Here is a 25,779-nt window from a genome sequence, read left to right on the forward strand (position 1 = left end):
CCTCAGAACACGACGTGCAGGGTAGCTTTTGCGCTGTGGTCCTGGAGTGTGGAGCCGATGAGGCCGGAGTATCCGAGGGCGAGGCCGACGTTGTCGCCGAGGTCGAAGTCGGCTTCGAGGCGGGCGGCCAGCGCCACGTCGTCGAGCTGGACGCCGCTCACTGCGAACGCCTGCTGCGGTGCGGCGGCGAGCGCGAGGGTTGCTTGCGGGTCGCGGTCGCCGAGCTGCGCGCGGGCGGCGAGCGTGCCGGTCAGGCGCACCCCCTTGCCCGCGGGCACGATCGCATCGAGCCCGCCGGTGAGCGAGCCGGTGCTGTAGCTCTGTGCGCGCATGTCGAGCGCGGCGGCTCCGCCGGTCTCGCGCAGCGCGTCGAGCTTGAAGCTCCCGATCGCCCCGCTCACGAACGGCCGGATCGTGCTCTTGCCCGCCGGGATCGTCCACGCGATCTCGGCGAAGGCCTGGCGCGCATCGCCCGTCGTGCGGCCCGCCAGCGTCTCGGTAAACCCGGGCAGGTCGATGTTGCGCGAGCCTTCCAGATCGACCGCGGCGAGGTAGCCGCCCACCGCCGCGCTGAACGCGCCCGTGGTGAGCGAGGCATAGGCCCCGCCGCCCGACTGGCGCACCTCGGCCGAGGAGCCGAGCCGGTCGATCGTCACGTCGCTGGTGACGTGGAACCCGAAGGCCCCGATCCGCCAGCTGCCGCTCTCGCTCGCGCGGCCATAGTCGAGCCCGGTCGCAAAGCCGCCGCGGTCGCTGTCGAACGCAGAGGCATTGCCGTCGCTGTCACCATTGCCCCAGCCGCCGAACAGCTGGCCCCATGCGCCAAGCCCGCTCGCCGCCTCGGGCGCATCGCGCCCTGCCGCCGCCACGCTCGCCGCACGGCCGAGCACCGCCTCGCGCAGCAACCGCTCCTGCTCGATCCCCACGCCCGCCGCGGTCGCATAGACCTCGCCCGAGAGCTGGTCGAAGGCACCCGGCAGCTGGGCGGCCGGCAGGATGTAGATGTTGAACAGCGGCTGCGGGTTGTAGCCCGCCGCCACCGCGCCATCGATGCGGCTCACCACCGAACGCTGGTTGGCGGTCAGCGCCGTGGTCCCGCCGACGATGTTGGCGAGGGTGTTGGGCGCGAACCGCAGGCGCACCTGCGTGCCGGTATAGACCAGTTCGGGCCGGTAGATGATCCCGAACCCGGTCAGCCCGGTGGCATTGGCGAAGGTCCCGGTCCGCCCGCCATCGGCCTGCAGCACCACGATCTCGGAGTTGAACACGTGGGCATTGGCACCGCTGAGGTTGGTGAACGCCGCCGTGCCGTTGATGCTCGCCGTGCCGGTCGCCAGGATCAGGTCCGAAGGCGCGCCTGCGGCGATCTCGTAGACCACCGTGCTGCCCGCCTGGAGCGTGACGTTGCCCGCCACCCCGAGCGTGCCCGGGCTGGTGCCCGGCGCGATCGTGGAGCCGCTCTGCGCGATCAGCCCGCCGATCACCCCGGTGCCCGACAGCCTTGCGCCGCTCTGCACCGTCACCACCGAGCGCGCGAGGCCGCCGTTGACCCGCAGCTCGCCCACCCGCACCGTGCTCGCGCCGGTGAAGCCGTTGCTGTTGCCGGTGAGGGTGAGGAGCCCTGCGCCGGTCTTCTCGAACAGGCCCGTGCCCGCCAGCGATCCGGCGAAGGTGCCGGCCGCGCCTTGCGCGAACTCGAGCGTGCCATTGGCGTTGAGCTGGATCAGACCCTGGAGCGAGGTGGTGGTGCCCACCAGGCGCCCGCGGTTGACCAGCGTGCCGCCGCTGTAGCTGTTGGCGCCGGTCAGCGTGGTCGTGCCGGTGCCGTCCTGCACCACCACGCCGGTCCCGCTGATCACGCTCGCCAGCGTATAGGCATTGCTGCGGCTCACCACCAGCGCGCCGTTGTTGACCACCGGGCCGACGATCGAACCCGTGGTCCCGTTCTCGCCCAGCTGGAGCGCGCCTTCCGCGATCGTGGTCCCGCCGGTGTAGGTGTTGGCTCCGGTCAGGGTGAAGCGGGTCGCCCCGGTCTTCACCAGGCTGCCCGCGCCGCTGATCACGCCCGCGAAGGTCGTGTTGAGCAGCGCGCTGCCCACGGTCAGCTCGCCCGTGCCCAGCGCCACGCTGCCCGCGCCGCTCAGCGCGCCGAGGCTCGTGTCGAACCCGGCCAGGTCGAGGCTGCCGGCGGCGGTCTGGCTGAAGGTGGTGATCCCGCTCGTGGTCCCGGTCAGGGTGATCGTCCCGCTGTTGGTCACGAAGCCGTTCACCGCGCCGCGCAGCTGCGCCGTGCCGCTGTTGTCGAGCCCGGTGCCGATGGTCCCGCTCGAGACCAGCGTCCCGGCATTGTTCACGCCGCCCGCGATCGTGCCGATATTGGTCGCGCTCGCGCCCGCCGCATTGGCCAGCGCGCCCGCGATGGTGCCGGCGTTGAACAGGCTCGCGCGGTTGCTCACGCCCCCGGCGATCCGCCCGCCGCTGGCCAGCTGCAGGCCGCCTTCCTCGATGAAGGTCGTGCCGGTGTAGGTGTTCACCCCGGTCAGGGTCAGCGTGCCGCCGCCGGTCTTGACCAGCCCGCCCGTGCCCTCGATCACGCCCTCGAAGCGCGTGGTCAGGTCGTTCGCGCCCACCGTGAGGGACGCCGTGCCGAGCCGGATCGTGCCCTCGCCCGCAAGGCTGCCCATCGCGGCGTTGAAGCCCGCCAGATCGAAGCTGCCGGTCGCGGTCTGGATGAACTGGCCGGCATAGACCGTCTCGCCGATGCTGGTGATGGTCCCGGTGTTGAAGGTGGTCCCCTCGATCCGCCCGGCGATCTGCGCCGTGCCATTGTTGCCGAGGTTGCGCAGCAGGCGACCGTCGACCACCAGGTTGGCGTTGTTCACCACCGAGCCGGTGAGGGTCCCGCCCGCCAGCACCAGCGTGCCGCCGTTGACCTCGGTCAGCCCGCCATAGGTCTGGGTGCCGGTCAGGATCTGGGTGCTCGCCCCGACCTTGACCACCCCGCCCCCGGCCGAGATCACCCCGCCGAAGGTGGTCGTGCCCGAGCCCGTGCCGATGGTCAGCAACCCGCCCGCACCCAGGTTCACCGAACCGGCGCCCGCAAGGCTCGCAATGCTGGTCGCAAACCCGCCGAGGTTGAAAACACCCCCCGCCGTCTGAACCACCGCACCAATCCCCGTGGTCACACCGGTCAGCTCAAGCGTCCCGCTGTTGTTCACAAACCCGTTCAGCGCCCCGCGAACCTCCGCCGATCCGCTGTTCTGCAAACCAACGCCAATCGTGCCCGTCGAGGAGAAGGCGCCGCGATTGATGACACCCCCCGCGATCGTGCCGCTGTTGGTTGCCGTGCCAGCCGCGCTGTTGAACAGCCGCCCCTCGATCGTGCCCGCATTGCGCAACGTCGCGGAATTGTCCGCTCCGCCGCTGCCGATCCGGCCACTTGCCGTCACCACCAGCGTGCCCGCATTCACCGAGGTCGACCCGCCAAAGGTGTTGCCGCCGCTCAGCGTCAGAGTGCCGGTGCCGGTCTTTTCGATGCTGCCGAACGCACCCGAGATCACGCCCGTGACGAGAATGTCACCGGCTCCGAGGAAGCCGAGCGGGCTGTTCCCGAGGGCAATGTTACCGAGAGTCAGCTGACCGGCATCGCTGCCGATCCGGCTCGCCACACTCAGGCTGATCGGGCCGAGGAAGCTGTTGTTGCCCGAAAGGTTGCGCAGCGCGCCCGCGCCGCCCACGCCGATCCAGGAGAGGTTCAGCGCCTCGTCGGAGATCGTGATCCCGCCTTGCAGCGCCAGTGTCGCGTCCACCGCGACGGTCGTGCCCCCCGCCGCGCTGCCAAGCGCGGTGTTGCTCGCCGCAATCAGCGTCCCGGCGAGCACCACGGTGCTGCCGCTGTAGGTGTTGAGCCCCGTCAGCGTCAGCGTGCCGGCCCCGGTCTTGGTGAGCGAGCCGCTGCCCGAGATCGCCGCGTTGATCGTCGCGCCGACGCCGGTCGCGGTGTCGATCCCGGTCGGGCCGGTGAGCGCGAGACCCGCAGCCGCATCGGCCCCGTTGATCACATAGCCGTCGGTGCGGAAACTGAGACCGCTGGGCGACAGCGTCTCGCCCGCCGCGATCGTTACCGTCCCCGCCGTGCCGGCGAAGACCGCGAGCGCGCCGTTGCCCGCCCACGGCCCGCTGACAGTGGCATTGGCATTGCTGAAGTTCCCGCCGCCAAGGCTCCAAGTGCCGCTGCCGCCCTCGACCGCGCCGGTCGCGGCGAGGGTCGAGCCGTTCCACCACACCATGTCGGCGATGGCGGCGGTGTTGAGCAGCAATGCGCCGCTCCCCACCGCGAGGTTGCCGAGGAACCCGCCGCCGATCGGATCGAGGATCATGTTGCCGAGTGCGCCGCTCAGCGAGCCGAAGGTGAACAGCGTGAACTGCCCCGACCCGAAGCCCGCGCCGCGCACGATCCGGATCGTGCCGCCATTGAGCGCGAGATTGCCCCCCACGGCGACAAGGTCGTTGTTCGCGCCGCCCACGACGCCCGCCTCGCCCAGTTCGAAGGTCGAGGTCGATCCGGCGTTCAGATCGAGATCGCCTGCGATGGTGAGCGTCCCCGGGCTGTTGCCCGCAGCAAGCGTGCCGCCATCACCGATGGTGACATTGCCGCCGAGCGTGCCGCTCCCGCCCAGCGTGCCCGTGCCGCTGACACTGATGTCCCCGCCGAGTGTGCCGTTCACCAGCAAGGTGCCGCCGGTGATCTCCGTGGTGCCGGTAAAGCCGTCGCTCGCCCCCGTGAGGTTGGTCGTGCCCGCCAGATGCAGCAGCGAGCCGAGACCCGAAATTGTCGAGGCCAGCTCGAAATCGGTCGAGGTGTGGTTGAACAGGATCGTGCCCGTGCCGGCGCCGAAGGTGATGGTCGGCGCTTCGAGCACGCCTGCGCCCACCGCAGGATCACCCTCTGCCGCGCCGAAGATCAGCGTACCGGTACCGGACGCGAATCGCCCGATCGTCAATGTCGGGGCGGCCGCGACCCCGCCTTCGGCCAGCGTCAGCGTGCCTTCGCCCCGGTCACCGACGGTCAGGAACCTTGTCGCTTCGAGGCGACTGCCGACGCCCCTCACCTCCACCGATCCGGATGAACCGCTGTTGGCACCAGCCGAGCCGAAGCCGGTTGCGACTACGCCGCCATCCGCGATCGTCAACTTGCCCTTGCCCGAGATGCCCACGCCGAGCCCGGACATCTCCCAGCGACTGCCCTCACCCGTGACTGTGCCGACGCTGCCGGGGCCCGATCCCGAATCGACCGAACCCTGAAGGCTGGTCGTGACCACGCCTCCGTCCGCGATCATCAACGAAGCCGAGCCAAGCCCGCCCGCAAACAGAAAATTGGAATTCCATCGGCTACCTTGGCCCGTGATCGTGACACTGCCGGTCGTGAGTGCGTCCCGGGCGATGACGGCGGTAATAGTGTTGACCCGTCCCCCAGACTCGACACGGAGCGACGTACCCTCGAGCAAACCTCCGATATCAAGGCTCTCGCCCAGATCCAGGAGCCCGGTAATCAGCACACTGCCTCCGGATACCAGGTGCGGCTCCGAGAAGGTCCGGCCCCCTCTCAACGTACCTGCTACCGTTCCGCCGCTGAGAACGATTCTTCTGGTCACACCCACGTTCACAGTCGCCCCGGCTTCAATCGTGCCGCCGGTCTGGGTGTAACCGCCGGAGACCTCGAGCGCGCTGCCGGCGCTGCCGGCGATGCTGCCGCTCGACAGGGTGACGTTCGTCGCAGTGTTGGTGAAGCCGCGCAGGTCGAGCGTGCCGCCCGCGATTTCCAGCGCCGACCGGCCGGACAGCGCGCTCGCCGATCCCAGTGCCAGCGTGCCGCCCTCGACCCGGAACGTGCCTCTGGTGGTGTTGGCACCCGTCAGCGTCAGCGTCCCGGTGCCGACCTTGGTGAGCGAAACGGACGTCTGAAAGGTGGTTTCGAAAAGCAGCGAGCCCGCGAACGTCGTCGACTGGTTGTTGCCGCCGACCTTAAGCGTGGTGTTATTGCCGGTGACAGTTCCCGTACCGGCCAGCGAGCCGATGGTTTCGTCCGAGCCGACGTTGAAGTTGCCGCCCGTCATCACCACGGCGCCGAAGTCGGAAATGGCTGCCCCTCCCAAAATGCCGAGCCCGCCGCCGTTGATGGTGGTGGTTCCGGTATAGGTGTTCACGCCCGTGAGGCCGAGCACACCGCCTTCGCCGACCGTCACCCCCCCCGATCCGGACAGGGGGCCTTCGATGAGGGTTGCCCCGCCGCCCCTCACCGTCAGCAGGTGCCCGGCGTTGTTCACGCCGCCGGTGATCTGGAGAAACGCGTCGGCCCGGATCGTTGCGGCAGAGCCCAGCGTGATGTCGCCCGAAAGGATGGTCCAGCCGCTGAGGGTCCACAGCGCGCCGCGATCGCCGACCCCGGTGCCGTTGAGCGTGATGGCGTTGCCATAGGTGACAGGCGGCGATCCGACCCCGACGTCGAACGCCAGCATCCCCCCGTCTTCGACCACGACACGGCCCGCAGACGCACCAAGCGCCGAAGCGCTCGCTACCCGCAGCGCGCCTTCCTCGATGGTCGTCCCGCCGCTGTAGGTGTTGGCCCCGGTGAGTGACAGCGTGCCCGGTCCCTTCTGGATCAGCCGTCCAGTGCCGCTGATGGCAGCGCCGACGGTGATGCCGTCCAAACGGCTGAACGCCAGCGTGCCGTTGTTGACGATGTTCCCCGCACCGAGGCTGCCGGTCGTCCCGCCGTCGCCGACCTGGAGTGTGCCCGCGCCGATCGTGGTGGCGCCGGTGTATGTGTTGTCGCCGGTCAGCGTCACCGTGCCAGCCGTCGTCTTGTCGAGCTCGACCGAACCGGCCAGCACGGCCGAAACGCTGCCCGCGCGCAGATCGAAGTCGGACTGCGACGTCAGGACGCCGGGGCCGGTGATCGACCCGCCGGTCAGCGTGACGCCGGCAACCTCGCGGTCGGACAAAAGTTGCAGCGTGCCGCCATCGACCAGCAGGCCCGCGGCGGAAGAGCCGGTGCCGCCGAGGCGCAGCGTGCCGGCGGACACCTGATAGGTGCCGGTGAATTCATGCGCCCCGTCGAGCTGGAGATCGAGGTCGGATGCCGCGAGGCGGAAGGTGCCCGCCCCCAGCAGCTTGGCGCTGCTGGTCGCCGTGAAGGATGTGCCCACACCGGCCAGCCGCAGGGTCTGGCCGTTCAGATCGAGCACCCCCGTATCGCCGCCCACCAGAGCGCCGATCGTCTCGCTATTGAGCAGCTTCACGGTGGCCCCATCAATGGCGAGGATGTTCTGGTCCCCGATCGCGAAGCCGCCTTGCAGCTGGAGCGTGCCCTGGTTGACCTCGATCCGGCGCGCGCCGGTCGTGGTATTGGCCCCCGCGAGAGTTAGCGTGGCCGCCCCCGACTTGACGAAATAGGTGCTGTTGAAGCCGCCGTTGCCCGTGAACGCGCCCGAGAAGGTGCCGTCGGCCGATTGATTGACCGTCAACGCCGTCCCGTTGCCGAAGCTGATCGTGCCGCCCCTGCCCGAAAAGGAGCCGATCGTGTCAGAGCGAACCACGTTCACCAGACCGCCATTGACCGTGAAGGCCGCGGTGTCGGAGAAATTGGAGTTGAAGCTTATCTCGGTGGTGCCGCCGTTGATCGTCGTCGTGCCGGTGACGACCCCGTAGTTGAAGAACCGGGCATTGCCGGAGCTCAGGGGGGCAAAAAACACGTTGCCGTTGATGGTCGTGGTGTTGGAGAGAACTGCGTCACGGCCTCGCACTTCGACGTCGCCGTTCAATGAGCCGTTGAGTGCAATGATAAGCTGCGCGCTGTCCAGCAGCGTGACCCGGGTCGCGGTCAATTGCGCTCTGGCAACCAGATTTGCGCGCTCCTGGATCGTGAGAAAGCTAAGGTTGGCCGAGGCGACGTTGAGTGTGACCCGGTCGGTCTGGTCGAGGGTGACAGAGCGATTGTCGATGGGAACGCCGTCCGGGCTCCAGTTGGCGGCGTCCGACCAGTTCTCGGTGTTGGCACCCCCGTCCCAGCTCTGCGCCGCCGCGGGCGCCGCCATCGCGAACAGGGCGGGCACGAGCGCGGTGGTGGCGAGCAGCTTGGCGCTGCGGGCTGCGGCGGGCTTGGTCATGGCATCTTCCCCAATCAGTCACACGGTGACCGGCCTTCCGCGACGGGAAGGCCGCTTGATGGGGCAGCTATCTATACCATCCTGACGGCAACCGTCAGGCAATCCGTCTCACATCATTTGGCATATAGTCTCACGCCAGCCGCCGCCGCGCGGGGTCAGAAACGGTAGGCGAGGCCGAACTGGAACTGCCGCGGCGGGCCGGCATTGCGCTGCACGAAGGGCACGCCCCCGCCGAACTGGATCTGGTTCGAGGTCGTCGCCGCATTGGCAAAGCCGCTTTCGTTGTTGGCGTTGAAGAGGTTGAACACATCCGCACTCGCCTCGAGCTTGCCGCCCGCGACCGGCAGGGCATAGCGCACCCCGATATCGACGCTCGCCGACCACGGCAGGCGGGCGGAATTGCGGCGCTCACCCGGGTAGCGGTCGGAATTGCCGAGGTAGTTCTCGCCGAAGCTCGCGCCGTCGCCGTTCAGATCCTGCGTGCCGAAAATCCGCGCATCGGGGACGAGGTTGACCGGCTGGCCCGACTGGAACAGGCCCGCTGCGGTCAGCGTCAGGCCGTCCACCGGATAGAGATAGCCCACCGCCGAGATCACGTGGCGGCGATCATTGGCAGACGGCCCCCACTCGCTCGCGAAGTCGTTGCTGTTGGCGGCGCGGAAGTTGATGTCGTCGGTGTCGTTCCTGAGGCGTGACAGCGTGTAGCTGAGGCGGAAGGCGTAATCGTCCTCGCCCCGCAGCTTGGTCGCTTGCAGGATCAGGGCGAGATACTCGCTCTCCCCCGCCGTTTCCGAAACGGTGATCTGCCGCGCCCCGCCCGCCACCAAGGGGATCGGCCGCGAGGCATCAGCGGCGGCCTGCGAGCGCACCAGTCCGAGGCTCTGGGCCAGCGCGAACCGCGCCGCATTGTCCGGCAGCGCGCGCAGGGCGGCGATGTTGGCGGGGGTGAGGTTCGCCAAATTGGGCGAGAACGGCGCAGGCGCGTTGAGATCGCGCAGCCGCACGAGGTTGTGCGAGCGGCTGTAGAGCGCATCGACCGACAGGGTCAGCGTGTCCGCCGCCTGATACTGGTAGCCGCCGCTCACCTGCACGCTCCACGGATTGTCATAGCCCGTGGGGCTGAGAATGCGCCCCTCGCCCAGCGTCGCGGTGCTCCGCAGCGCCTGCACCTGCGCCGGCGTCGGGCAGGCCGAGACCGTGGCACAGGGCGGCGCGACCGTGAGGTTCCCGTCGAAGGTGATGTCGCCGAGGTCCACGCCCGCAGGGATGCTCCCCCTCGCCTGCAATTGCGCGAGCTGGCTCAGGAACCCCGCCGAGGTGGTGTTGCGCTGGAGCGCGTCGGAGATCACGGCATAGCTCAGCTTGCCGGTGAAGATCCCCGCCCCGAACCGCACCGAAGACCGCGCATCGGGCTGCCAGTTGAGCGCGAAGCGCGGCGCGATGTTGTCGGTATCGCCCTTCCCCGCTCCCCGCTCGGTCAGGGTGTCGTAGTCCCAGCGCAGGCCGAGGGTGGCGGTAAGATTGGGCGAAAGCTCCCACGCATCTTCCAGATAAAGCGCGATCAGCGTCTGCGATGTGCCGAAGCTCTGCGGGCGCAATTCAACCGCGTAGTTCGCCACCGCCGGATTGAGCGCCAGCACGTCCTGCGCGGTGAGCGCGAGGCCCCGGCCTGCAAGGCTCGCCAGCTGCGCATTCGTCAGATCGACGGTGTAATTGCCGTTCGGGTTCCCCCCGCCCAGCAGCGCGAAGTCCGAGGCGATCACGTCCACGCCTGCGCTCAACCGGTGCGCGCCGATGTCGCGGCTGAGGCGGTGGGTGGTCTGCCAGGTCTCCTCCAGACTGTCGAAGACATAGCCCGGATTGCCGACTACGCCCGCGACCAGTCCCGAAGGCGCGCGCACCACCACCTGCGGCCCGGGCGCGCCGGTCGCCTCGCCATAGTCCCAGCGGAAGCGGCTGTATTGCAGCGCGCCGTCATAGCTCCAGACCGATCCGGCATAGCTCGCGCTGGCGGCGACCAGTGTCGAGAACCTGTCCTGCCGCGATGCGGCCGAGGGGAAGGTCGCATTTCCCCCGCCCAGCGCCCCGCCCGGCCGGTCGATGGTGACGCGGCCGATATTGCCGCGCAGGCTCACCGTCCAGTCGTCGGTCAGGCGATGGTCGAGCCGGAGCGAGCCGAGGTGGAAGCGGTTGTTCCCCGTCACCGTATCGACCACGCCGAGCAGCGGCGCATCGACGATCTGGGTGTTGCGATCGGCTGTGAATTCGTAGTTCGCGTAAAGGAACGTCCGGTCGCGCTTCAGCGCGCCGCCGGCGGCAAAGCCCGCCTGATAGCGTTCGAAACTCTCGCCGACGGGGTTGCCCGACAGGTCGCGGCGCGGGAAGGGGGAGGGGGAATCCAGCGGCCTGCCGGGCCTGATCAGGCTATAGACCTCGCCGGTGAAGTCGTTGCTGCCGGACGGGGTCGTATAATTAACTATACCATTGGCGGTGCGCCCGTAAGCCGCCGAGTAGGAATTCGCCAGCACCGTCACCTCGCGGGTGAAGCCCAGCGGCACGGGGAATTTGATCCCGCCCAGAAAGTTCTCGTTATTGTCGAGCCCGTCGATCAGGTAGTTCGTATCGAGGCCGTTCGAGCCGTTGATCGCAATCGAAGGCGCTTCGGGGAAGAACCCGGTCGAGGGCACCACGTTGGGCAGGCGGATCAGCGCGCCCAGCACGTCGCGGCCCTCGATCGGCAGGGCGACCAGCTGTTCGCGGCCCAGCGACGCGGAAATCTCGGCATTGCTGGTGTTGAGCCCGGTGATCGCGCGCGCAGCGGTGACGACGATGCCCGCCTCGCCCGCGGGCTGGAGCTGGAGGATCACGCTGCGGGTGAAGTTCGATCGCAGCGCGATGGCCTGCGCGGCGAGCGGCTCGAAGCCCGGCGCGGCGGGCACGGCGACGCGGTATTCGCCCGCGGTGCTCACCCCGTCGAGCCGGACGGTGCCGCGTGCGTCGGTCGTCAGCGTGCGGGACAGACCGATGGCGGCGTTCTCGACCACGACTTCGGCCCCGCTCACCGGCGCGCCTTGCGGATCGACCACGGTGATCGCGATCCCCGCCTGCTGCGCCTGCGCCGCCGGGGCGACGATCATCGAGGCAGCCGCAAGCGCGGCGCCCCCCACGCTGGAGCGAAGCAGCCCGTTCATCCGTGTGTTCCCCCTTGTTATTGCGTCTCGCGCCAGTCCGCGTGCCCGTCGGTTTTCGCTCGCGGCGGGCCTAAGGTTACAGGCGGGAAGCGCAACCGCTTTCGTGAAATCGCGGCGGGGCGCTGCGGGCCTAGTCGCCCTCGAAATCGCCCGGGGTGCCTTCGTGCGGAGCCTCGTGCGTCGCCCAGTCGGCGCCGCCCGGCGGGGGAGCGGGGGCGCCTGCGGGTCCGGCGGGCTCGCTCGGTTCGCCCTGCCGCAGCCGGTGGAGGTGGACCTTGGCGATCATGTTCGCGCTGATCGGCGCGGTCATGAACAGGAATACCGAGACCAGCAGCTCGTGCGTCGTCCATGTCCCGCGCACCAGATGGAACCACGCGATCGAGGCGACGAGGATCGCGCCCAGCCCGAGGGTCGAGGCCTTGGTCGGGCCGTGGAGCCGCTCCATCAGCGAAGGCAGGCGCACCAGCCCCCAGCTGCCGACGAGCGCGAAGCTGCCGCCGAGCACGATCAGCGCGGCGACCAGCATCTCGGCAAAGGACGTGCCGCCGCTCATTCGATGATGTCCCCGCGCAGCAGGAACTTGGCATAGGCGACCGTTCCGACGAAGCCGACCATCGCCAGCAGCAGCGCGGCCTCGAACGAGGTGCCGCTGCCGCTCTCGATCCCGGCGAGGACGATCAAGCCGATGACGTTGATCACCATCGTGTCCAATGCCAGAATGCGGTCAGCCACCCCCGGCCCCCGGAACAGGCGCCACAGGTTGAGCGCCAGCGCGAGGCCGAACGCCGCGAAGCCGAAGGCGAGCGCGCCCGCGATCATGCGAAGATCTCCTTCAGTCGCGCCTCGTAGCGCGCCTTGACCTTGGCGATCTCGGATGCGGGATCGGGGGCGTGGAGCGCGTGGACGAGGAGGTATTTCCCGCAGGCCGAGACATCGGCGGAGACCGTGCCGGGGGTGAGGCTGATGGTGCCCGCGAAGACGGTGATCGCCTCGGGGCTCGTCAGCTCGAGCGGGATGGTGAGCCATGCGGGCCTGAGGTCGCGGTTGCGGCGGAACAGGATGATCGCGGCGACCTGGAAGTTCGCCACCACGATGTCCCACAGCACCACGCCAAGATAGGCGAGCGCGGGGAGGAAGCGCAGCTTGGGCCGCCCCGGCCACCACGGCGCGGTGAAGATCGGCACGATGATGCCGACCACCAGCCCGAGGAACAGCGCGCCGAAGCTGACCTCGCCGACCATGACGATCCACATCGCCACCAGCAGAGCGGTAAGGCCGGGATGGGGGAAGAGGCGGCTCATTCAGCGCCCTCCCCCAGCACCGCGGCGGCGCTCTCGACAGGGGTGAGCACTTGCGCGGCGGCGGCGTCGGTATAGGCGCTGACCACGCCCGCCCCCGCCGACAGGGCGGCGAGCGCGGCGATGGCGAGCGCGGGGGCGATCATGTCGGCGCGCGAGGCGGGGGCAGGCGGTGTCTCGCAGCCCTCGGCGCTTTTCCAGAACACCGCGCTCCCGGTGCGGGCGAAGCCGACCACGGCGATGAAGGTCGTGCCGAGGATCACGCTCCACCCCCAGCCCCAGTCGGGCAAGCCGGCGAGCGATGCGAGGATCAGCAGCTTGCCGATGAAGCCCGAGAGCGGCGGCAGGCCGGTCGCGGCGATGGCGGCGGCCATGAACAGCAGTGCGACGATCCCGCGCCCCGCGAAGGCCGGGCCGGGGCTCGCGGTGTCGCCGAAGCTCCCCCGCCGCCGCGCCGCGACATCGGCGACAAGGAACAGCGCCGCCCCCGCGAGCGTCGAATGGACGAGGTAGTAGAGCCCCGCGCCAAGGCTTTCCGGGCTCCACCCCGCGACCGCGATCAGCAGCGTGCCGGTCGAGCCGATCACCGCCCAGGCCGCCTGCTCGCTCAGCGAACGCGCCACGAAGACCCCTGCAAAGCCGATGACGGTGCTGACCAGCGCGGCGGGCAGCAGCCACGGCGCGGGCACCCAGGCGGCCGCGCCCGCGCCCTCGCCGAAGACCTGCGGCACCACGCGGACCAGCGAATAGACGCCGACCTTGGTCATGATCGCGAACAGCGCCGCGACCGCGGGGGTGGAGACCGCATAGGTCCGCGGCAGCCACAGGTGGAGCGGCACCACCGCGGCCTTGAGCGCGAACACGCTCGTCAGCAGCAGGCCTGCGATCCGCAGCATCACCTGATCCGCCGCCGGCACCGCCGCGATCCGCAGGCCCATATCCGCCATGTTGAGCGTGCCGGTCAGCGCATAAAGCATCCCCAGCGCGATCAGGAACAGCGAGGAGCCGACGAGATTCACCACCACATACTGCACCCCCGCCTTCAGCCGCGCGGGGCCCTGCCCGTGGAGCATCAGCCCGTAGGAGGCGATCAGCAGCACCTCGAAGAACACGAAGAGGTTGAACAGGTCGCCCGTCAGGAAGGCGCCGTTCAGACCCATCAGCTGGAACTGGAACAGCGGGTGGAAATGCCAGCCCTTGCGGTCCGCGCGCGTCACCACGCCGTGCAGCAGCGCGATCAGCGCCAGCACCGAGGTCAGCACCAGCATCAGCGCGGCGAGCCGGTCGGCCACCAGCACGATCCCGATGGGCGCGGGCCAGTCACCGAGGCGGTAGGCGAGGATCGTCCCCCCGCTCACCCGCGCCATCAGCACCAGTGCGACAGCCAGCTGCGCGAGGATCGCGGCAAAGGCGATCCCCACCGCGAGCGCTCGCCGCCGCCGCATCGCGAGCAGCGCCACCGGCGCGGCGAGCGCGGGGATGGCGACGGGCAGGATCGGGAGATGGTCGGCGAGGGTCACGGCTGGCCGCTCTCCCCGTCGTCCCCGAGCCCGTCCTGCGCGTCGCACGGCACCGTGTCGCCATCGACATGGTCGCTCCCGGTCTCGAGGAAACTGCGCAGCGCGAGGATCACCACGAAGGCGGTCATGCCGAAGGTGATGACGATCGCGGTCAGCACCAGCGCCTGCGGGAGCGGGTCGGTGTATTGGCTGACCGACTTGTCCCAGATCGGCGGGCGGGCGAGCACCAGACGGCCGCTCGCGAACAGGAACAGGTTCACCGCATAGGAGATCAGCGTCAGCCCCAGCACCACCTGGAAGGTGCGCGCGCGCAGGGCGAGGAAGATCCCGCCCGCGACCAGCACGCCGATGGCCGAGGCGACGAGGAATTCGTAGCTCACCCCCTGCCCTCCCCGCCGCTGTCCCCTGCCGCACGGGCAGCGCGCTGGGCGATGTGGCTCAGCTCCTGCAACGCCAGCATCACCGCGCCCAGCACGGTGAGGAACACGCCCGCATCGAACAGCATCGCGCTTGCGAGCTCGAACTTGCCGATCAGCGGCAGCTTGAAATAGTCGAACCAGCTGGTGAGGAAGGGCGCGCCGAGCGCGATTGCGCCCAGCCCCGTCGCCATCGCCAGCAGCACGCCCCAGCCGATCAGGCGGTGCTCGCCGAAGGGCTTGCGCGCGTCGGACCAGTCGAACCCGGCGGCGAGATACTGGACGAGGAAGGCGACCGCCACCACCAGCGCGGCGATGAAGCCGCCGCCCGGCTGGTTGTGGCCGCGCAGGAACAGGTAGATCGCCACCGACAGGGCGAGCGGCAGGATGATCCGGCTCGCGGCGACCAGCATCATCGGGTGCCGCTCGGGCGAATGGGGCATATCCGCGCGCCATGCCCTGAGGCGCGCGCCCGCCGCGCCCTTCGCTGCCGTATCGAGCAGCGCATAGATGCCGAGGCCCGCGATCCCCAGCACGATGATCTCGCCCAGCGTATCATAGGCGCGGAAATCGACGAGGATGACGTTGACCACATTGGTCCCGCCCCCGCCGCTCTTGGCGTTGGCGAGGTGGAAGGCGGCGATGCTCGGCCCGGGATCGCGCGTCAGCATCGCCCATGCGATCCCGCCGACGAGCAGCCCGCCCGCCACCGCGATGGCCGCATCGCGGGCCTTGCGCGAGGGCGGGGAGAGCAGCGGCGGGCTTTTGGGCAAGAGGTTCAATGCGAGCAGCAGCAGCAGCACCGTCACCGCCTCGACCGAAATCTGCGTCAGCGCGAGATCGGGCGCGGAAAGCACCGCGAAGGCAAGGCTGACGACAAGGCCGATCACGCTGACGATGATCAGCGCGCGCAGGCGGTTGTGCGATTGCACCACCACGGCAAGCGTCGCGGCGACCAGCAGTACCCAGGCGATGATCGCGGGGAAGCTGGCGGGCAGGCCCGGGCGCGTGCCGGTGAGCGCGCCGCCGCCGGTCAGCGCGCCCTCGATCACCAGCAGGATCGTGACGCCGAAGCTCGCCAGCAGCATGGTCTGGAGCGCGGGCGTGTGGGTGGCGACGATCGCCTTGCGCACCCAGCGGTCGGCAAGGCCCATCACCAGCTCGAAGATGCGCTTGGCATCGGGCAGTGCGGCCGTCTCCCACGCGGCGAGCAGGCGCTTGTGCTGCCACAGCAACACCGCGCCGCCCGCGACGGCGAGGCTTGAGAGGATCAGCGCGAGGTTGATCCCGTGCCAGAGGGCAAGCTCGACCTCGGGCAGGGCGCTCCCAGTGACCGCGCCCGTCGCGGCACCCACCAGCGGCGCGGCGAGAATCATCGGGACGAGGCCGAGCAGCACCGCAAGCATGGTGAGGAACGCGGGCGCGGCCCACATCGCGGGCGAGGGATCATGCGCGCGGGCGAAGGGCCCGGCCTCGCGCGGCTTTCCCGCAAACAGGTGCACGGCGAGGCGCAGCGAATAGCCGACAGAGAATGTCGCCCCGATGGTCGCCAGCAGCGGCAGCAGCCACGTGACCCCGAACAGCGCGAGCCTGGGCGTCTCGTAGAGCATCGCCTCCTTCGAGATGAACCCGCCCAGAGGAGGCAGGCCCGCCATCGAAGCGGCGGCGAGCGTGGCGACCAGCGCCGTCACCGGCATCGCCTTGGCCAGCCCGCCCAGGCGGCGAATGTCGCGCGTGCCGGTCTCGTGCTCGACGATCCCCGCCGACATGAACAGCGCTGCCTTGAAGGCGGCGTGGTTCAATATGTGGAGCACGGCGGCCATCGCCGCGGCTTCGAGGCTGAAGCCCAGCAGCATCACCAGCATGCCGAGTTGCGAGATCGTCGAATAGGCGAGGATGCTCTTCAGATCGTGCCGGAACAGCGCCACAGCAGCGCCGACAATCATGGTGACGAGGCCGACCGTGGTGACGGTGACGGTATAGAGCTCCGTTCCCGCCAGCACCGGCCACAGCCGCGCCAGCAGGAACACGCCCGCCTTCACCATCGTCGCCGAGTGGAGATAGGCGCTCACCGGCGTCGGCGCGGCCATCGCGTGGGGGAGCCAGAAGTGGAACGGGAACTGCGCGGACTTGGTGAAGCAGCCGAGCAGGATCAGCGTAAGGATCGCGGGGTAGAGCGGCGAGGCCTGCACCACCGCGCCGCGGGTAAGGATCGTGGCGAGATCGAAGCTGCCCGCCACCAGCCCCAGTAGCACCAGCCCCCCGATCAGCGCGAGCCCTCCGCCCCCCGTCACCGCCAGCGCCATGCGCGCGCCCTGCCGCGCTTCGGCCTTGTGCTGCCAGAAGCCGATCAGCAGGAAGGAGGCGAGGCTCGTCAGCTCCCAGAACACCATCAGCAGCAGGACATTGCCGGCGATGACGATGCCCAGCATCGCGCCCTGGAACAGCATGAGGCTGGCGAAGAAGCGCCCGGTGTCCTCGGTCTTGTCGAGGTAAGCGTGGGCGAAGATCACCACCAGGAGACCGATGCCGAGGATCAGCAGGCCGAACATCCATCCGAGCGGATCGACCATCAGCGTGAGATCGAGGCCGAGGGTCGGCACCCATGCCCACGAAGCGCTCGGCGGGGTGCCGCTCAGCGCGGTGGCGGCGAGGCTCGCCAGCAGGGCCAGTCCCCCCGCACTCGCCGCGCCCGCGATGCCCGAATGGACGATCCGCGGCGCGCGGTAGGCGAGCGCGATGGCGAGCGCTGCGGCAAAGGGGAGCAGGGCCAGCGTCAGAAGCGTCATGGCGAGTGCCATAGGCGGCCCCGGTGGTCCTTCCTGTAAGAGCGTGGCGGCGGCGGGGGAGCGAAAGCTGCCCGCTCAAGGGCATAGACGAGGGCGCCGCGATAGCACAACCCAAAGCGGGCCTTGGCTTTCCGGTCGGGCGGCGGGGACGGGGAACGGGTGACGCTGCCAGACCGGGCCTAGTGAGCGCCAGACTAGGGTCAGACCCCCTCCAGACCCCTGTCAGACGCCTCTTGCCCAGTCCCAGACCCTGACTCGCGCGGGGGTTTCACGTGAAACATCGCTCCGCGCGGGCTGGCGGTGGGGGTGAGGGTCAGTCGCCCTCGAATTCCATCAGCGCGCTAACCGTGATGCCGGCCTGCCGCAAGCGCTTGGCCCCGCCAAGGTCCGGCAGATCGATCACGAACAGCGCATCGGTGACCTCGGCCCCCGCCTTGCGCAGCAGCTCGGCCGAGGCAAGCGCGGTGCCGCCGGTGGCGATGAGGTCGTCGACGATCACGACCTTCTCCCCCGGCGCGACTGCCTCGGGGTCCATCTCCAGCCGGTCGGTGCCGTATTCGAGCGCATAGTCGATGCCGATCGTCACGATCGGCAGCTTGCCGGGCTTGCGGACAGGGACGAAGCCGATCCCGAGTTGGACCGCGACCGCCGCGCCGAAGATGAAACCGCGCGCTTCCATACCCGCGATCTTCTGCGCGCCCGCCTGCGCGGCCAGCAGCGCGAGGTGCCCGACGCTCGCGGCGAGGCCCTGCGGGTGGCCGATCAGGGTAGTGATGTCGCGGAACTGGATGCCGGGATGCGGGAAGTCCGGCACGGTGCGCACCAGCGGCTTCAGGTCCTCGGGAGAGAGATGCGGTGCGTTCATCGCGGTAGGCCCCTTTCGGCCCCCTCAAAGCAGAGCGCCCCGCCATCCGCAAGGGATGACGGGGCGCCTTGTGCTTTGCAGCCGTGGGAGAAGCTTACTTCTTCTTCGGCTTCACGCCGGCCCAGATCTGCTTGTAGCTCAGGAAGGCCAGCGCCGTCGCGAAGAGCAGGAAGCCGATCACGAACCAGCCGGTCTGCTTGCGCTGGATCAGCGAAGGCTCGGCGGTCCAGGTCAGGAACGCGGCGACATCCTTGGCCATCGCGGCAGTGGTGTTGGCCGACCCGTCGGCGTAGGTCACCTGACCGTCGCTCAGCGGCGCGGGCATGGCGATGTTCACGTTCGGGAAGTGCTTGTTGAAGTAGAGGCCGTCGGGCGTCTCGAAGCCGACCTTGGCTGCCTTCGCCGGATCGGGCTCGCCGTAGCCGGTGAGCAGATCGTACACGTAGTTCGAACCGTCGTGACGCGCCTTGGTGATCAGCGAAAGATCCGGCGGATGGCCCTGGCCCGAGTAGTAGACCGGCGGGAAGGCGTCGGTCGGCTTGCCCGGATTGGTGGTCTGGTCGCCGGTCGCCGGGTCGATGCCCGGGATCGTCCAGCTCGCCGCTTCGGCCTGAACTTCCGCCTCGGTGTAGCCGAGCTGCTGGAGGTTGCGGAAGGCGACGTACTTCAGGCTGTGGCAGGCCGAGCAGACCTCCTTGTAGACCTGGTAGCCGCGCTGCAGCTGGGCATAGTCCCACTTGCCGAGCGGACCGTCGAACGAGAAGCCGCCCTCGGGGCCGTGGCCATGCTCGTAGAACGCGGCCGAGGGCTGCTGTTCGGGCGCCGGGTCAAAGGCGTAGGAATAGGCACCGGGCAGGAGCGACCACAGCACCAGCACCAGCGTGATGGCGAGGCCTGCGATGATGCCTCCGAGACGAATAGTCATGTCCGAACTCTTTCTCGTTATCGGTTCAGATTGCTTGGGACTGCGCCCGGCCGATCACTCGGCCGGTTGCAGCGCGCCATCGGTGGCGGTGCCGGCGTCGCCGCCATCCACCGAGCCGGTCCGCGGAGCTTCCGGGGCCGTGTCCTTGCCGAGCACCGCTTCGGTGATCGAGAAGGGCAGCGGCTTGGGCACTTCGATCTGGCTGATGATCGGCAGGATCACCAGGAAGTGCAGGAAGTAGTAGGCGGTCGCGATCTGGCTGATCACCACGTAGGGCTGCTCCGCCGGAGCGCCGCCGCAGTAGAACAGCACGGCCATCGCCGGGATCAGGCCGAACCAGAAGAACTTCCGGAACAGCGGGCGATAGTGGCCCGAACGCACCGGGCTCTTGTCCAGCCAGGGCAAGATGAACCAGATCAGGATCGAGCCGAACATCGCGATCACGCCCAGCAGCTTCGCCTGCACCAGAATGATGCCGGTGAAGGGGATGGTGAGGTCGCCGGTGAAGGCGCGCAGGATCGCGTAGAACGGCCAGAAGTACCATTCGGGAACGATGTGCGCCGGGGTCGAGAGCGGGTTCGCCTCGATGTAGTTGTCCGGGTGGCCCAGAGCGTTCGGCAGGAAGAAGATCATGGTGGTGAACAGGATCAGCACCACGCCCAGACCGAAGCCGTCCTTGGCGGTGTAGTAGGGGTGGAACGGCACGGTGTCCGATTCCTGCTTCACTTCCACGCCGGTCGGGTTCGACGAGCCGGGGATGTGCAGCGCCCAGATGTGCAGGATCACGACCCCCGCGATCACGAAGGGCAGCAGGAAGTGCAGCGAGAAGAAGCGGTTCAGCGCGGCGTTGTCGGGCGCGAAGCCGCCCAGCAGCCACACCTGCAGCGGCTCGCCGACCAGCGGGATCGCCGAGAACAGGCCGGTGATCACCTGCGCGCCCCAGTAGCTCATCTGGCCCCACGGCAGCACGTAGCCCATGAAGGCGGTCGCCATCATCAGGAGGAAGATGACCACGCCGAGCAGCCAGATCATCTCGCGCGGCGCCTTGTACGACGAGTAGAAGAACCCGCGGAAGATGTGCATGTAGATGACGATGAAGAAGAAGCTCGCCCCGTTGGCGTGGGCGTAGCGCAGCATCCAGCCGTAGTTCACGTCGCGCATGATGTGCTCGACGGTGGCGAAGGCGACGAGGCCGTTGGCCGCGTAGTGCATCGCAAGGACGACGCCGGTGACGATCTGCACCACCAGGAAGAAGCCGGCGAGCACGCCGAAGTTCCACATGTAGTTGAGGTTGCGCGGCACCGGATAGCCGGCCCCGACCGCGTTGTAGACGAGGCGCGGCAGCGGCAGCTTCTCGTCAAGCCACTTGGTGAAGGCGGATTGCGGTTCGTATTGCTTGGCCCAGGCGAAACTCATGGCGTTCTCTCGGCTTGATCGAAGGGGAAGGTCAGGCGGTTATCGTTGCGGCTCAGATACGCAAGCTTAGCCGACGCGGATGACGGCGTCGGACTTGAACTCGTAATCCGGAACGTGGAGGTTCTTGGGTGCCGGACCTTTGCGGATGCGGGCGGCGGTGTCGTAGTGCGAACCGTGGCAGGGGCAGAAGTAGCCGCCGAAATCGCCGCGGTTCTCGCCTTCGGCCGCGCCCAGCGGCACGCAGCCGAGGTGGGTGCAGACGCCCATCGTCACCAGCAGGTCTTCGTGACCTTCCTTGGTGCGCTCGGCGAGGGTCTGGGGATCGCGCAGGGTGCTGGGATCGACTTCGTTGGCCTGCTTGATCTCGTCAGGGGTCAGGCGGCGGATGAACAGCGGCTGCTTGCGGAAGCTGGCCTTGATCGCCTGACCGGCAGCAATCGCGCTGACATCGACTTCGGTCGAGCTCGCGGCAAGCACGTCGGCCGAGGGGCTCATCTGCGAGATCAGCGGGAACAGCACCGAAGCCGCACCCACGCCGGCGGTGCCGAGCGCGGCGATGTGGATCCAGTCGCGGCGGCGGACGCCGTCTTCGGCGAAGGTTTCGGTGGTAGCGGCCGTTTCAGTAGCCATTTCGTCTTACCCTGCTCGTTTTGCCGCGCCGGAAAGCCCTGCGCGGCGTGGTGTTCCAGTTAGGGGCCCGAAAACCCCTTGGCCGATCCGTCGATTGGTCCCTGCTTCCGGTCATCGCACGCCTGATGGCGAGCCCGACTTGAAACTTGGGCGGCGCAATTAACGGCAATCCTGCGAGATTCCAACCTCGTTTTCGTCAAGTCGCGTTCGGGCCCATGCAAGGCAGGGTGCCGGGGTGCCTCAGGGCAGCGCGATCATGCTGATCTGCCGACCATAATTCGCCTCGCCGCCTTGCGTGGAGCGTCTGTGCGAGTGGTAACGCGCGACATGGGAGAATGTATCCCGCGCCGTATCCGCAATTTTGCTGAGCCCCGCCGCCGCGAGCCGCGCCATGATGAAGCCGGGTAGGTCGAAGTGCCAGCGCGGCACACCCTCGCGTTCCGGCGCGGGGGCGAAGAAGCGCGCGGCATCAGCAGGGAAGCGGTCGCGGAAGGCCGGGTCGACCTCGTAGCTGGCCTGCGCGATGGTCGGCCCGAGCACTGCGGCAATATTGGCGCGGGTGGCACCCAGCGCCTCCATCGCGGCGATGGTGTTCTCGAGCACGCCGTCCACCGCCCCGCGCCATCCGGCATGGGCGGCTCCAATGACGCCCGCTGCGCGGTCGGCGAACAGGATCGGACCGCAATCGGCGGTGACAATGCCGAGCACGATGCCGGGCGTCGCGGTGACGACCGCATCGGCGACGGGGCGGCCCTCGGCGGCATCGTCCCAGGCCTCGGTCACGGTGACCACATCGGGCGAGTGCACCTGATGCGGCGCGGCGAGCCGGCCGCCCGGGCACAGCGATTGCGCCGCAGCGGCACGCAGCGCGCGTACATCCGCGCCGTCACCCGGCCCGCCGAAGCCGAACTGGTGCGCGCCTTCCTTGCTGCCGAAGAAGGCGTGCGGCACGCCCTCCAGCAGCGCTGCGGTGTCAGTCTGGAACTCCACCCGCTCAGCCTTCCAGCGAGCGGCTGACCTGCTCGAAGGTATCGCGCGAGAGATTGCCTGCCGCGAGAATCCGCTCCAGCTCCGCCTTCATCAGCGCCGCCCGGCCCGGCTCGATCCGCCGCCACCGCCCGAGCGCCGGCACGAACTTCGCTGCGGTCTGCGGGTTGATCGGATCGAGCGCCAGAATGACGTCGGCGACCATCCGGTAGCCCTCGCCATCGGCCTTGTGGAACGCCTTGGGGTTGCCCGCAAAGGCCATATGGAGCGAGCGCACGCGGTTGGGGTTTCTCAGCGTGAAATCGGGATGCTCCGCCAGCGCGCGCACCTGCGCGATCACATCGGGGTGGAGCGACAGGGCCTGAAGCGTGAACCACTTGTCGATCACCAGCGCATTGTCGCGGTAGCGCTCGTAGAAGGCGGCGAGCTTGTCCGCGCGCGCCGGGGTCTCGAGCCCGCACAGCACCATCAGCGCGCCCTGCCGGTCGGTCATGTTGTCGGCGGCGTCATACTGCGCGGCGGCAAGCTCGGCCGCCTTCGCGGGATCAGCCGCGGCGATCAGGCCCAGAGCGATGGTCTTGACCTTGCGCGCCCCGCGCCCGGCCGCATCATCGAGCGCCACGCCCGAGGCCCGCGCGTGGAGCGCCTGCAATTCGCCTGCGAGCGCCGTGCCGATGGTGGCTTTCAGCCCCTCGCGCGCGGTATGGATCGCGCCGGGATCGGCCTTGCGCTCTCCGGTTGCCATCGCCTCGAACAGGTAGGTCTCAGAGGGGAGCACCAGCAGTTCGCCGCGCATCGCATCCTCGAGCGCATTGTCGGCGAGGCTCGAGCGGAAGGCGCCGATGATCGCCGCCTCGCCAGCGGCCTGCGCCTCGGGCGAGAGGGCGCCGCTGGCGGTGCCGACGAGATGCCCGACCGCCAGCTCCTGCAAGGCTTCCGAGCGGGCGAAGGGATCATCGTCATGCGCCGCAAGGAACACGAGATCCTCGCGCGCCAGATCGCGTTCGATCACGATGGGGGCGGTGAAGCCGCGGTTGATCGAGACCACCGGATCGGGCCCGGCGAGCGGGAGAGTGAAGGTCTGCTCTTCCTCCTCCAGCACCACCAGCTGCTCGGCCCCGAGCGCGCCGCTGCGCGAATGCACGGCGATTTTCAGCGGGATCGGCATCGGCAGCTTGTCGGGCTGGCCGGGCGTGACGGGGACGGTCTGCTTGAGGGTCAGCTTGAGGGTGTCACCTTGGGTCGCCTGCGACACGGTGACGCGCGGAGTGCCCGCCTGCGAATACCAGCGGCGGAAGCGCGTGAGGTCGATCCCCGCCCCGTCCTCGATCGCCTTGACGAAATCCTCGCAGGTCGCAGCTTCCCCGTCGTGCCGGTCGAAATAGAGGTCGGTGCCCGCCCGGAACCGCGCCTCGCCCACCATCGAACGCATCATGCGGATGACTTCCGCGCCCTTGTTGTAGACGGTGGCGGTGTAGAAGTTGCTGATCTCGCGGTAGGAATCCGGGCGGATCGGATGCGCCAAGGGCCCCGCATCCTCGGGGAACTGCGCCGCGCGCAGGATGCGCACATCCTCGATCCGCTTTACGGCCTCGCCCCGCATGTCCTGCGAGAACAGCTGGTCGCGCAGCACGGTGAAGCCCTCTTTCAGCGAGAGCTGGAACCAGTCGCGGCAGGTCACGCGGTTGCCCGACCAGTTGTGGAAGTATTCGTGCGCGATCACGCCCTCGACCGCGTCGAAATCCGCATCGGTCGCGGTGTCGGGGTCGGCCAGCACATACTTGGTGTTGAAGACGTTGAGGCCCTTGTTCTCCATCGCCCCCATGTTGAAGTCGCTGACGGCGACGATGTTGTAGAGATCGAGGTCATATTCGCGGCCGAACACGTCCTCGTCCCACTTCATCGAGCGGTGCAGGCTTTCGAGCGCGTGGTCGGTGCGCGCGAGGTCTTCCGCACGCACCCAGACATTGCACTCGACCACGCGGCCCGAGCGGGTGGTGAAAGGCTTGGAATTCGCCACCAGATCGCCCGCGACCAGCGCGAAGAGGTAGGACGGCTTGGGCCAGGGATCGTGCCACTCGGCCCAGTGGGTGCCATCGGCGTTCTCGCCCGCGGCCACCCGGTTGCCGTTGCACAGCAGGATCGGGAAGGCGGCACGCTCGCCCTCCATCCTCACGGCATAGGTCGAGAGCACATCGGGCCGGTCGGGGAAGAAGGTGATGCGGCGGAAGCCTTCCGATTCGCACTGGGTGCAGAGCATGCCGTTCGAGGCGTAGAGCCCCATCAGCTGGGTGTTCGCCGAGGGGTCAATGGTGGTGACCACCTCGACCGTGTGCTTCGCGCCCGGCAGGGTGACGATCAGGTCGGGGCCGTCCATCCGCCAATCGGCGGGCGCGCCATCGACTGTCACGCTCTCAGGCGTGATGCTGTCGCCGTTGAGGCGCAGCTCGGGCGAGGCGTCGGCGGCGGGGTTGCGTTCGACCGTCAGAGTCGCGGTCACCCTGGTTGCCTCCAGCCCCAGCCGGAAATCGAGCTGCGTCGTCGGCACGGCCCACGCGAAAGGCGTGTAATCCTCGCGCCGGATCACGGGGGGCTCGTGCGGGGTGGGAGCGCCGTCGGCGATCTGGGGGTTGCCGTCGGGGGTGGTGGGGGTGGTTGCGATGTCCATGCGGCTGTCTCTACCCGTTCGTGTCGAGCGAAGTCGAGACACCTTAGACCAATGGCCTCTCGACTTCGCCCGAGGCGAACGGCAGGAAGGGGCTATGGCGAACCTCCTGATCTTCGGCCTTGGCTACACCGCCGGGCGCATTGCCGCCGCCATGCAGGCGAAGGGGTGGCAAGTCCGCGCAACGGGGAGCGCGGGCGACATCGCCTTTGCCGACCGCGAGGCAGTGTTGGCGGCGATCGGCGGGGCGAGCCACATCCTCTCCTCTGTCCCGCCCGACCGGAGCACCGGGGGCGATCCGGTGCTGGAGGCCTATGGCGAGGCGCTCTCCGGCAAGGCGCTATTCTACCTCTCCTCGACCGGGGTCTATGGCGACCGTGAGGGCGCATGGGTGGACGAGGCGACACCGACCATCGCGCAGAGCGGGGAGGGTCGCAGGAATGCGCGGGCCGAGGCCGACCTCGCCTGGCTCGGCATGGGCGCGCGGGCCTTCCGTCTGCCGGGGATCTACGGCCCGGGGCGCTCGGCGCTCGACCGGGCGCGCGAGGGCAAGGCGCGGCGGATGGACATTCCCGGGCAGGTCTTCAGCCGCGTCCATGTCGACGACATTGCAAGCGGCGTGGTCGCGGCGCTGGTGCAGGGCGCACCCGCGGGTGCCTACAACCTCGGCGACGATTGCCCGTGCAGCGGCAACGAAGTGACCGAACACGCCTGCCGTCTGCTCGGCCTGCCCCTGCCGCCGCTGGAGTCGCTGGAGGAGGCGAACCTCTCGGAGATGGCGCGCGGGTTCTACATGGAGAACCGCCGCGTCGCGAACGGCAAGGCCAAGCGCGTGCTGGGGTGGACGCCGCGCTATCCGACCTATGTCGAGGGTTTGGCTGCCCTCCTTTGATTCGTCATTGCGAGCGC

Annotated in this window: 15 protein-coding genes; 1 reads left to right on the forward strand and 14 read right to left on the reverse strand. The window is 68.8% G+C overall.

Annotated elements, in window-relative coordinates:
* Window positions 1-2 precede the first annotated feature (2 nt).
* The 14 genes from BZF57_RS09560 to pepN form a co-directional block, all read right to left on the reverse strand.
* Complete coding sequence (locus BZF57_RS09560; RefSeq protein WP_086737173.1) at window positions 3-8,168, reverse strand: autotransporter-associated beta strand repeat-containing protein; 8,166 nt, start codon at window positions 8,166-8,168, stop codon at window positions 3-5.
* Between the two features lie 155 nt (window positions 8,169-8,323).
* Window positions 8,324-11,359 (reverse strand): TonB-dependent receptor, encoded by a 3,036-nt coding sequence (locus BZF57_RS09565; protein ID WP_086737175.1) that lies wholly within the window; start codon window positions 11,357-11,359, stop codon window positions 8,324-8,326.
* 130 nt (window positions 11,360-11,489) lie between these two features.
* Complete coding sequence (locus BZF57_RS09570; RefSeq protein WP_086737177.1) at window positions 11,490-11,912, reverse strand: Na+/H+ antiporter subunit G; 423 nt, start codon at window positions 11,910-11,912, stop codon at window positions 11,490-11,492.
* On the reverse strand, window positions 11,909-12,178 hold the full coding sequence (locus BZF57_RS09575; RefSeq protein ID WP_086737179.1) for a K+/H+ antiporter subunit F: 270 nt from the start codon (window positions 12,176-12,178) through the stop codon (window positions 11,909-11,911). The genes BZF57_RS09570 and BZF57_RS09575 overlap by 4 nt, the downstream gene beginning before the upstream one ends.
* Entirely contained in the window at window positions 12,175-12,660 is a 486-nt protein-coding gene (locus tag BZF57_RS09580) for a Na+/H+ antiporter subunit E (protein ID WP_086737181.1), read from the reverse strand. Before BZF57_RS09580 ends, BZF57_RS09575 begins: the two co-directional genes overlap by 4 nt.
* Window positions 12,657-14,177 carry a monovalent cation/H+ antiporter subunit D gene (locus tag BZF57_RS09585; protein WP_086737183.1) on the reverse strand — a complete coding sequence of 507 codons (1,521 nt, stop codon included), beginning with the start codon at window positions 14,175-14,177 and terminating at the stop codon, window positions 12,657-12,659. Before BZF57_RS09585 ends, BZF57_RS09580 begins: the two co-directional genes overlap by 4 nt.
* On the reverse strand, window positions 14,174-14,557 hold the full coding sequence (locus BZF57_RS09590) for a Na+/H+ antiporter subunit C (RefSeq protein WP_086737185.1): 384 nt from the start codon (window positions 14,555-14,557) through the stop codon (window positions 14,174-14,176). The genes BZF57_RS09585 and BZF57_RS09590 overlap by 4 nt, the downstream gene beginning before the upstream one ends.
* Window positions 14,554-17,394 carry a monovalent cation/H+ antiporter subunit A gene (locus BZF57_RS09595; protein ID WP_086737187.1) on the reverse strand — a complete coding sequence of 947 codons (2,841 nt, stop codon included), beginning with the start codon at window positions 17,392-17,394 and terminating at the stop codon, window positions 14,554-14,556. Before BZF57_RS09595 ends, BZF57_RS09590 begins: the two co-directional genes overlap by 4 nt.
* Before the next feature lie 301 nt (window positions 17,395-17,695).
* Window positions 17,696-18,247, reverse strand: a complete 552-nt coding sequence (locus BZF57_RS09600; RefSeq protein ID WP_086737189.1) for an adenine phosphoribosyltransferase — start codon at window positions 18,245-18,247, stop codon at window positions 17,696-17,698.
* A 94-nt stretch (window positions 18,248-18,341) separates the two neighbouring features.
* Window positions 18,342-19,172 carry a cytochrome c1 gene (locus BZF57_RS09605; RefSeq protein WP_086737191.1) on the reverse strand — a complete coding sequence of 277 codons (831 nt, stop codon included), beginning with the start codon at window positions 19,170-19,172 and terminating at the stop codon, window positions 18,342-18,344.
* A 54-nt stretch (window positions 19,173-19,226) separates the two neighbouring features.
* Window positions 19,227-20,588, reverse strand: a complete 1,362-nt coding sequence (locus BZF57_RS09610; RefSeq protein WP_086737193.1) for a cytochrome b — start codon at window positions 20,586-20,588, stop codon at window positions 19,227-19,229.
* Between the two features lie 66 nt (window positions 20,589-20,654).
* Window positions 20,655-21,218 (reverse strand): ubiquinol-cytochrome c reductase iron-sulfur subunit, encoded by a 564-nt coding sequence (gene petA / locus BZF57_RS09615; protein WP_086737195.1) that lies wholly within the window; start codon window positions 21,216-21,218, stop codon window positions 20,655-20,657.
* A 240-nt stretch (window positions 21,219-21,458) separates the two neighbouring features.
* On the reverse strand, window positions 21,459-22,208 hold the full coding sequence (gene pgeF / locus BZF57_RS09620) for a peptidoglycan editing factor PgeF (protein ID WP_240505933.1): 750 nt from the start codon (window positions 22,206-22,208) through the stop codon (window positions 21,459-21,461).
* Between the two features lie 4 nt (window positions 22,209-22,212).
* Complete coding sequence (gene pepN / locus BZF57_RS09625) at window positions 22,213-24,873, reverse strand: aminopeptidase N (protein ID WP_086737197.1); 2,661 nt, start codon at window positions 24,871-24,873, stop codon at window positions 22,213-22,215.
* Between the two features lie 94 nt (window positions 24,874-24,967).
* On the opposite strand from pepN, the gene BZF57_RS09630 reads away from it, so the two are divergent.
* Window positions 24,968-25,762, forward strand: a complete 795-nt coding sequence (locus BZF57_RS09630) for a Rossmann-fold NAD(P)-binding domain-containing protein (RefSeq protein ID WP_086737200.1) — start codon at window positions 24,968-24,970, stop codon at window positions 25,760-25,762.
* Window positions 25,763-25,779: the final 17 nt, after the last annotated feature.

Source organism: Erythrobacter colymbi (assembly GCF_002155685.1).
Taxonomy (GTDB): Bacteria; Pseudomonadota; Alphaproteobacteria; order Sphingomonadales; family Sphingomonadaceae; genus Erythrobacter; species Erythrobacter colymbi.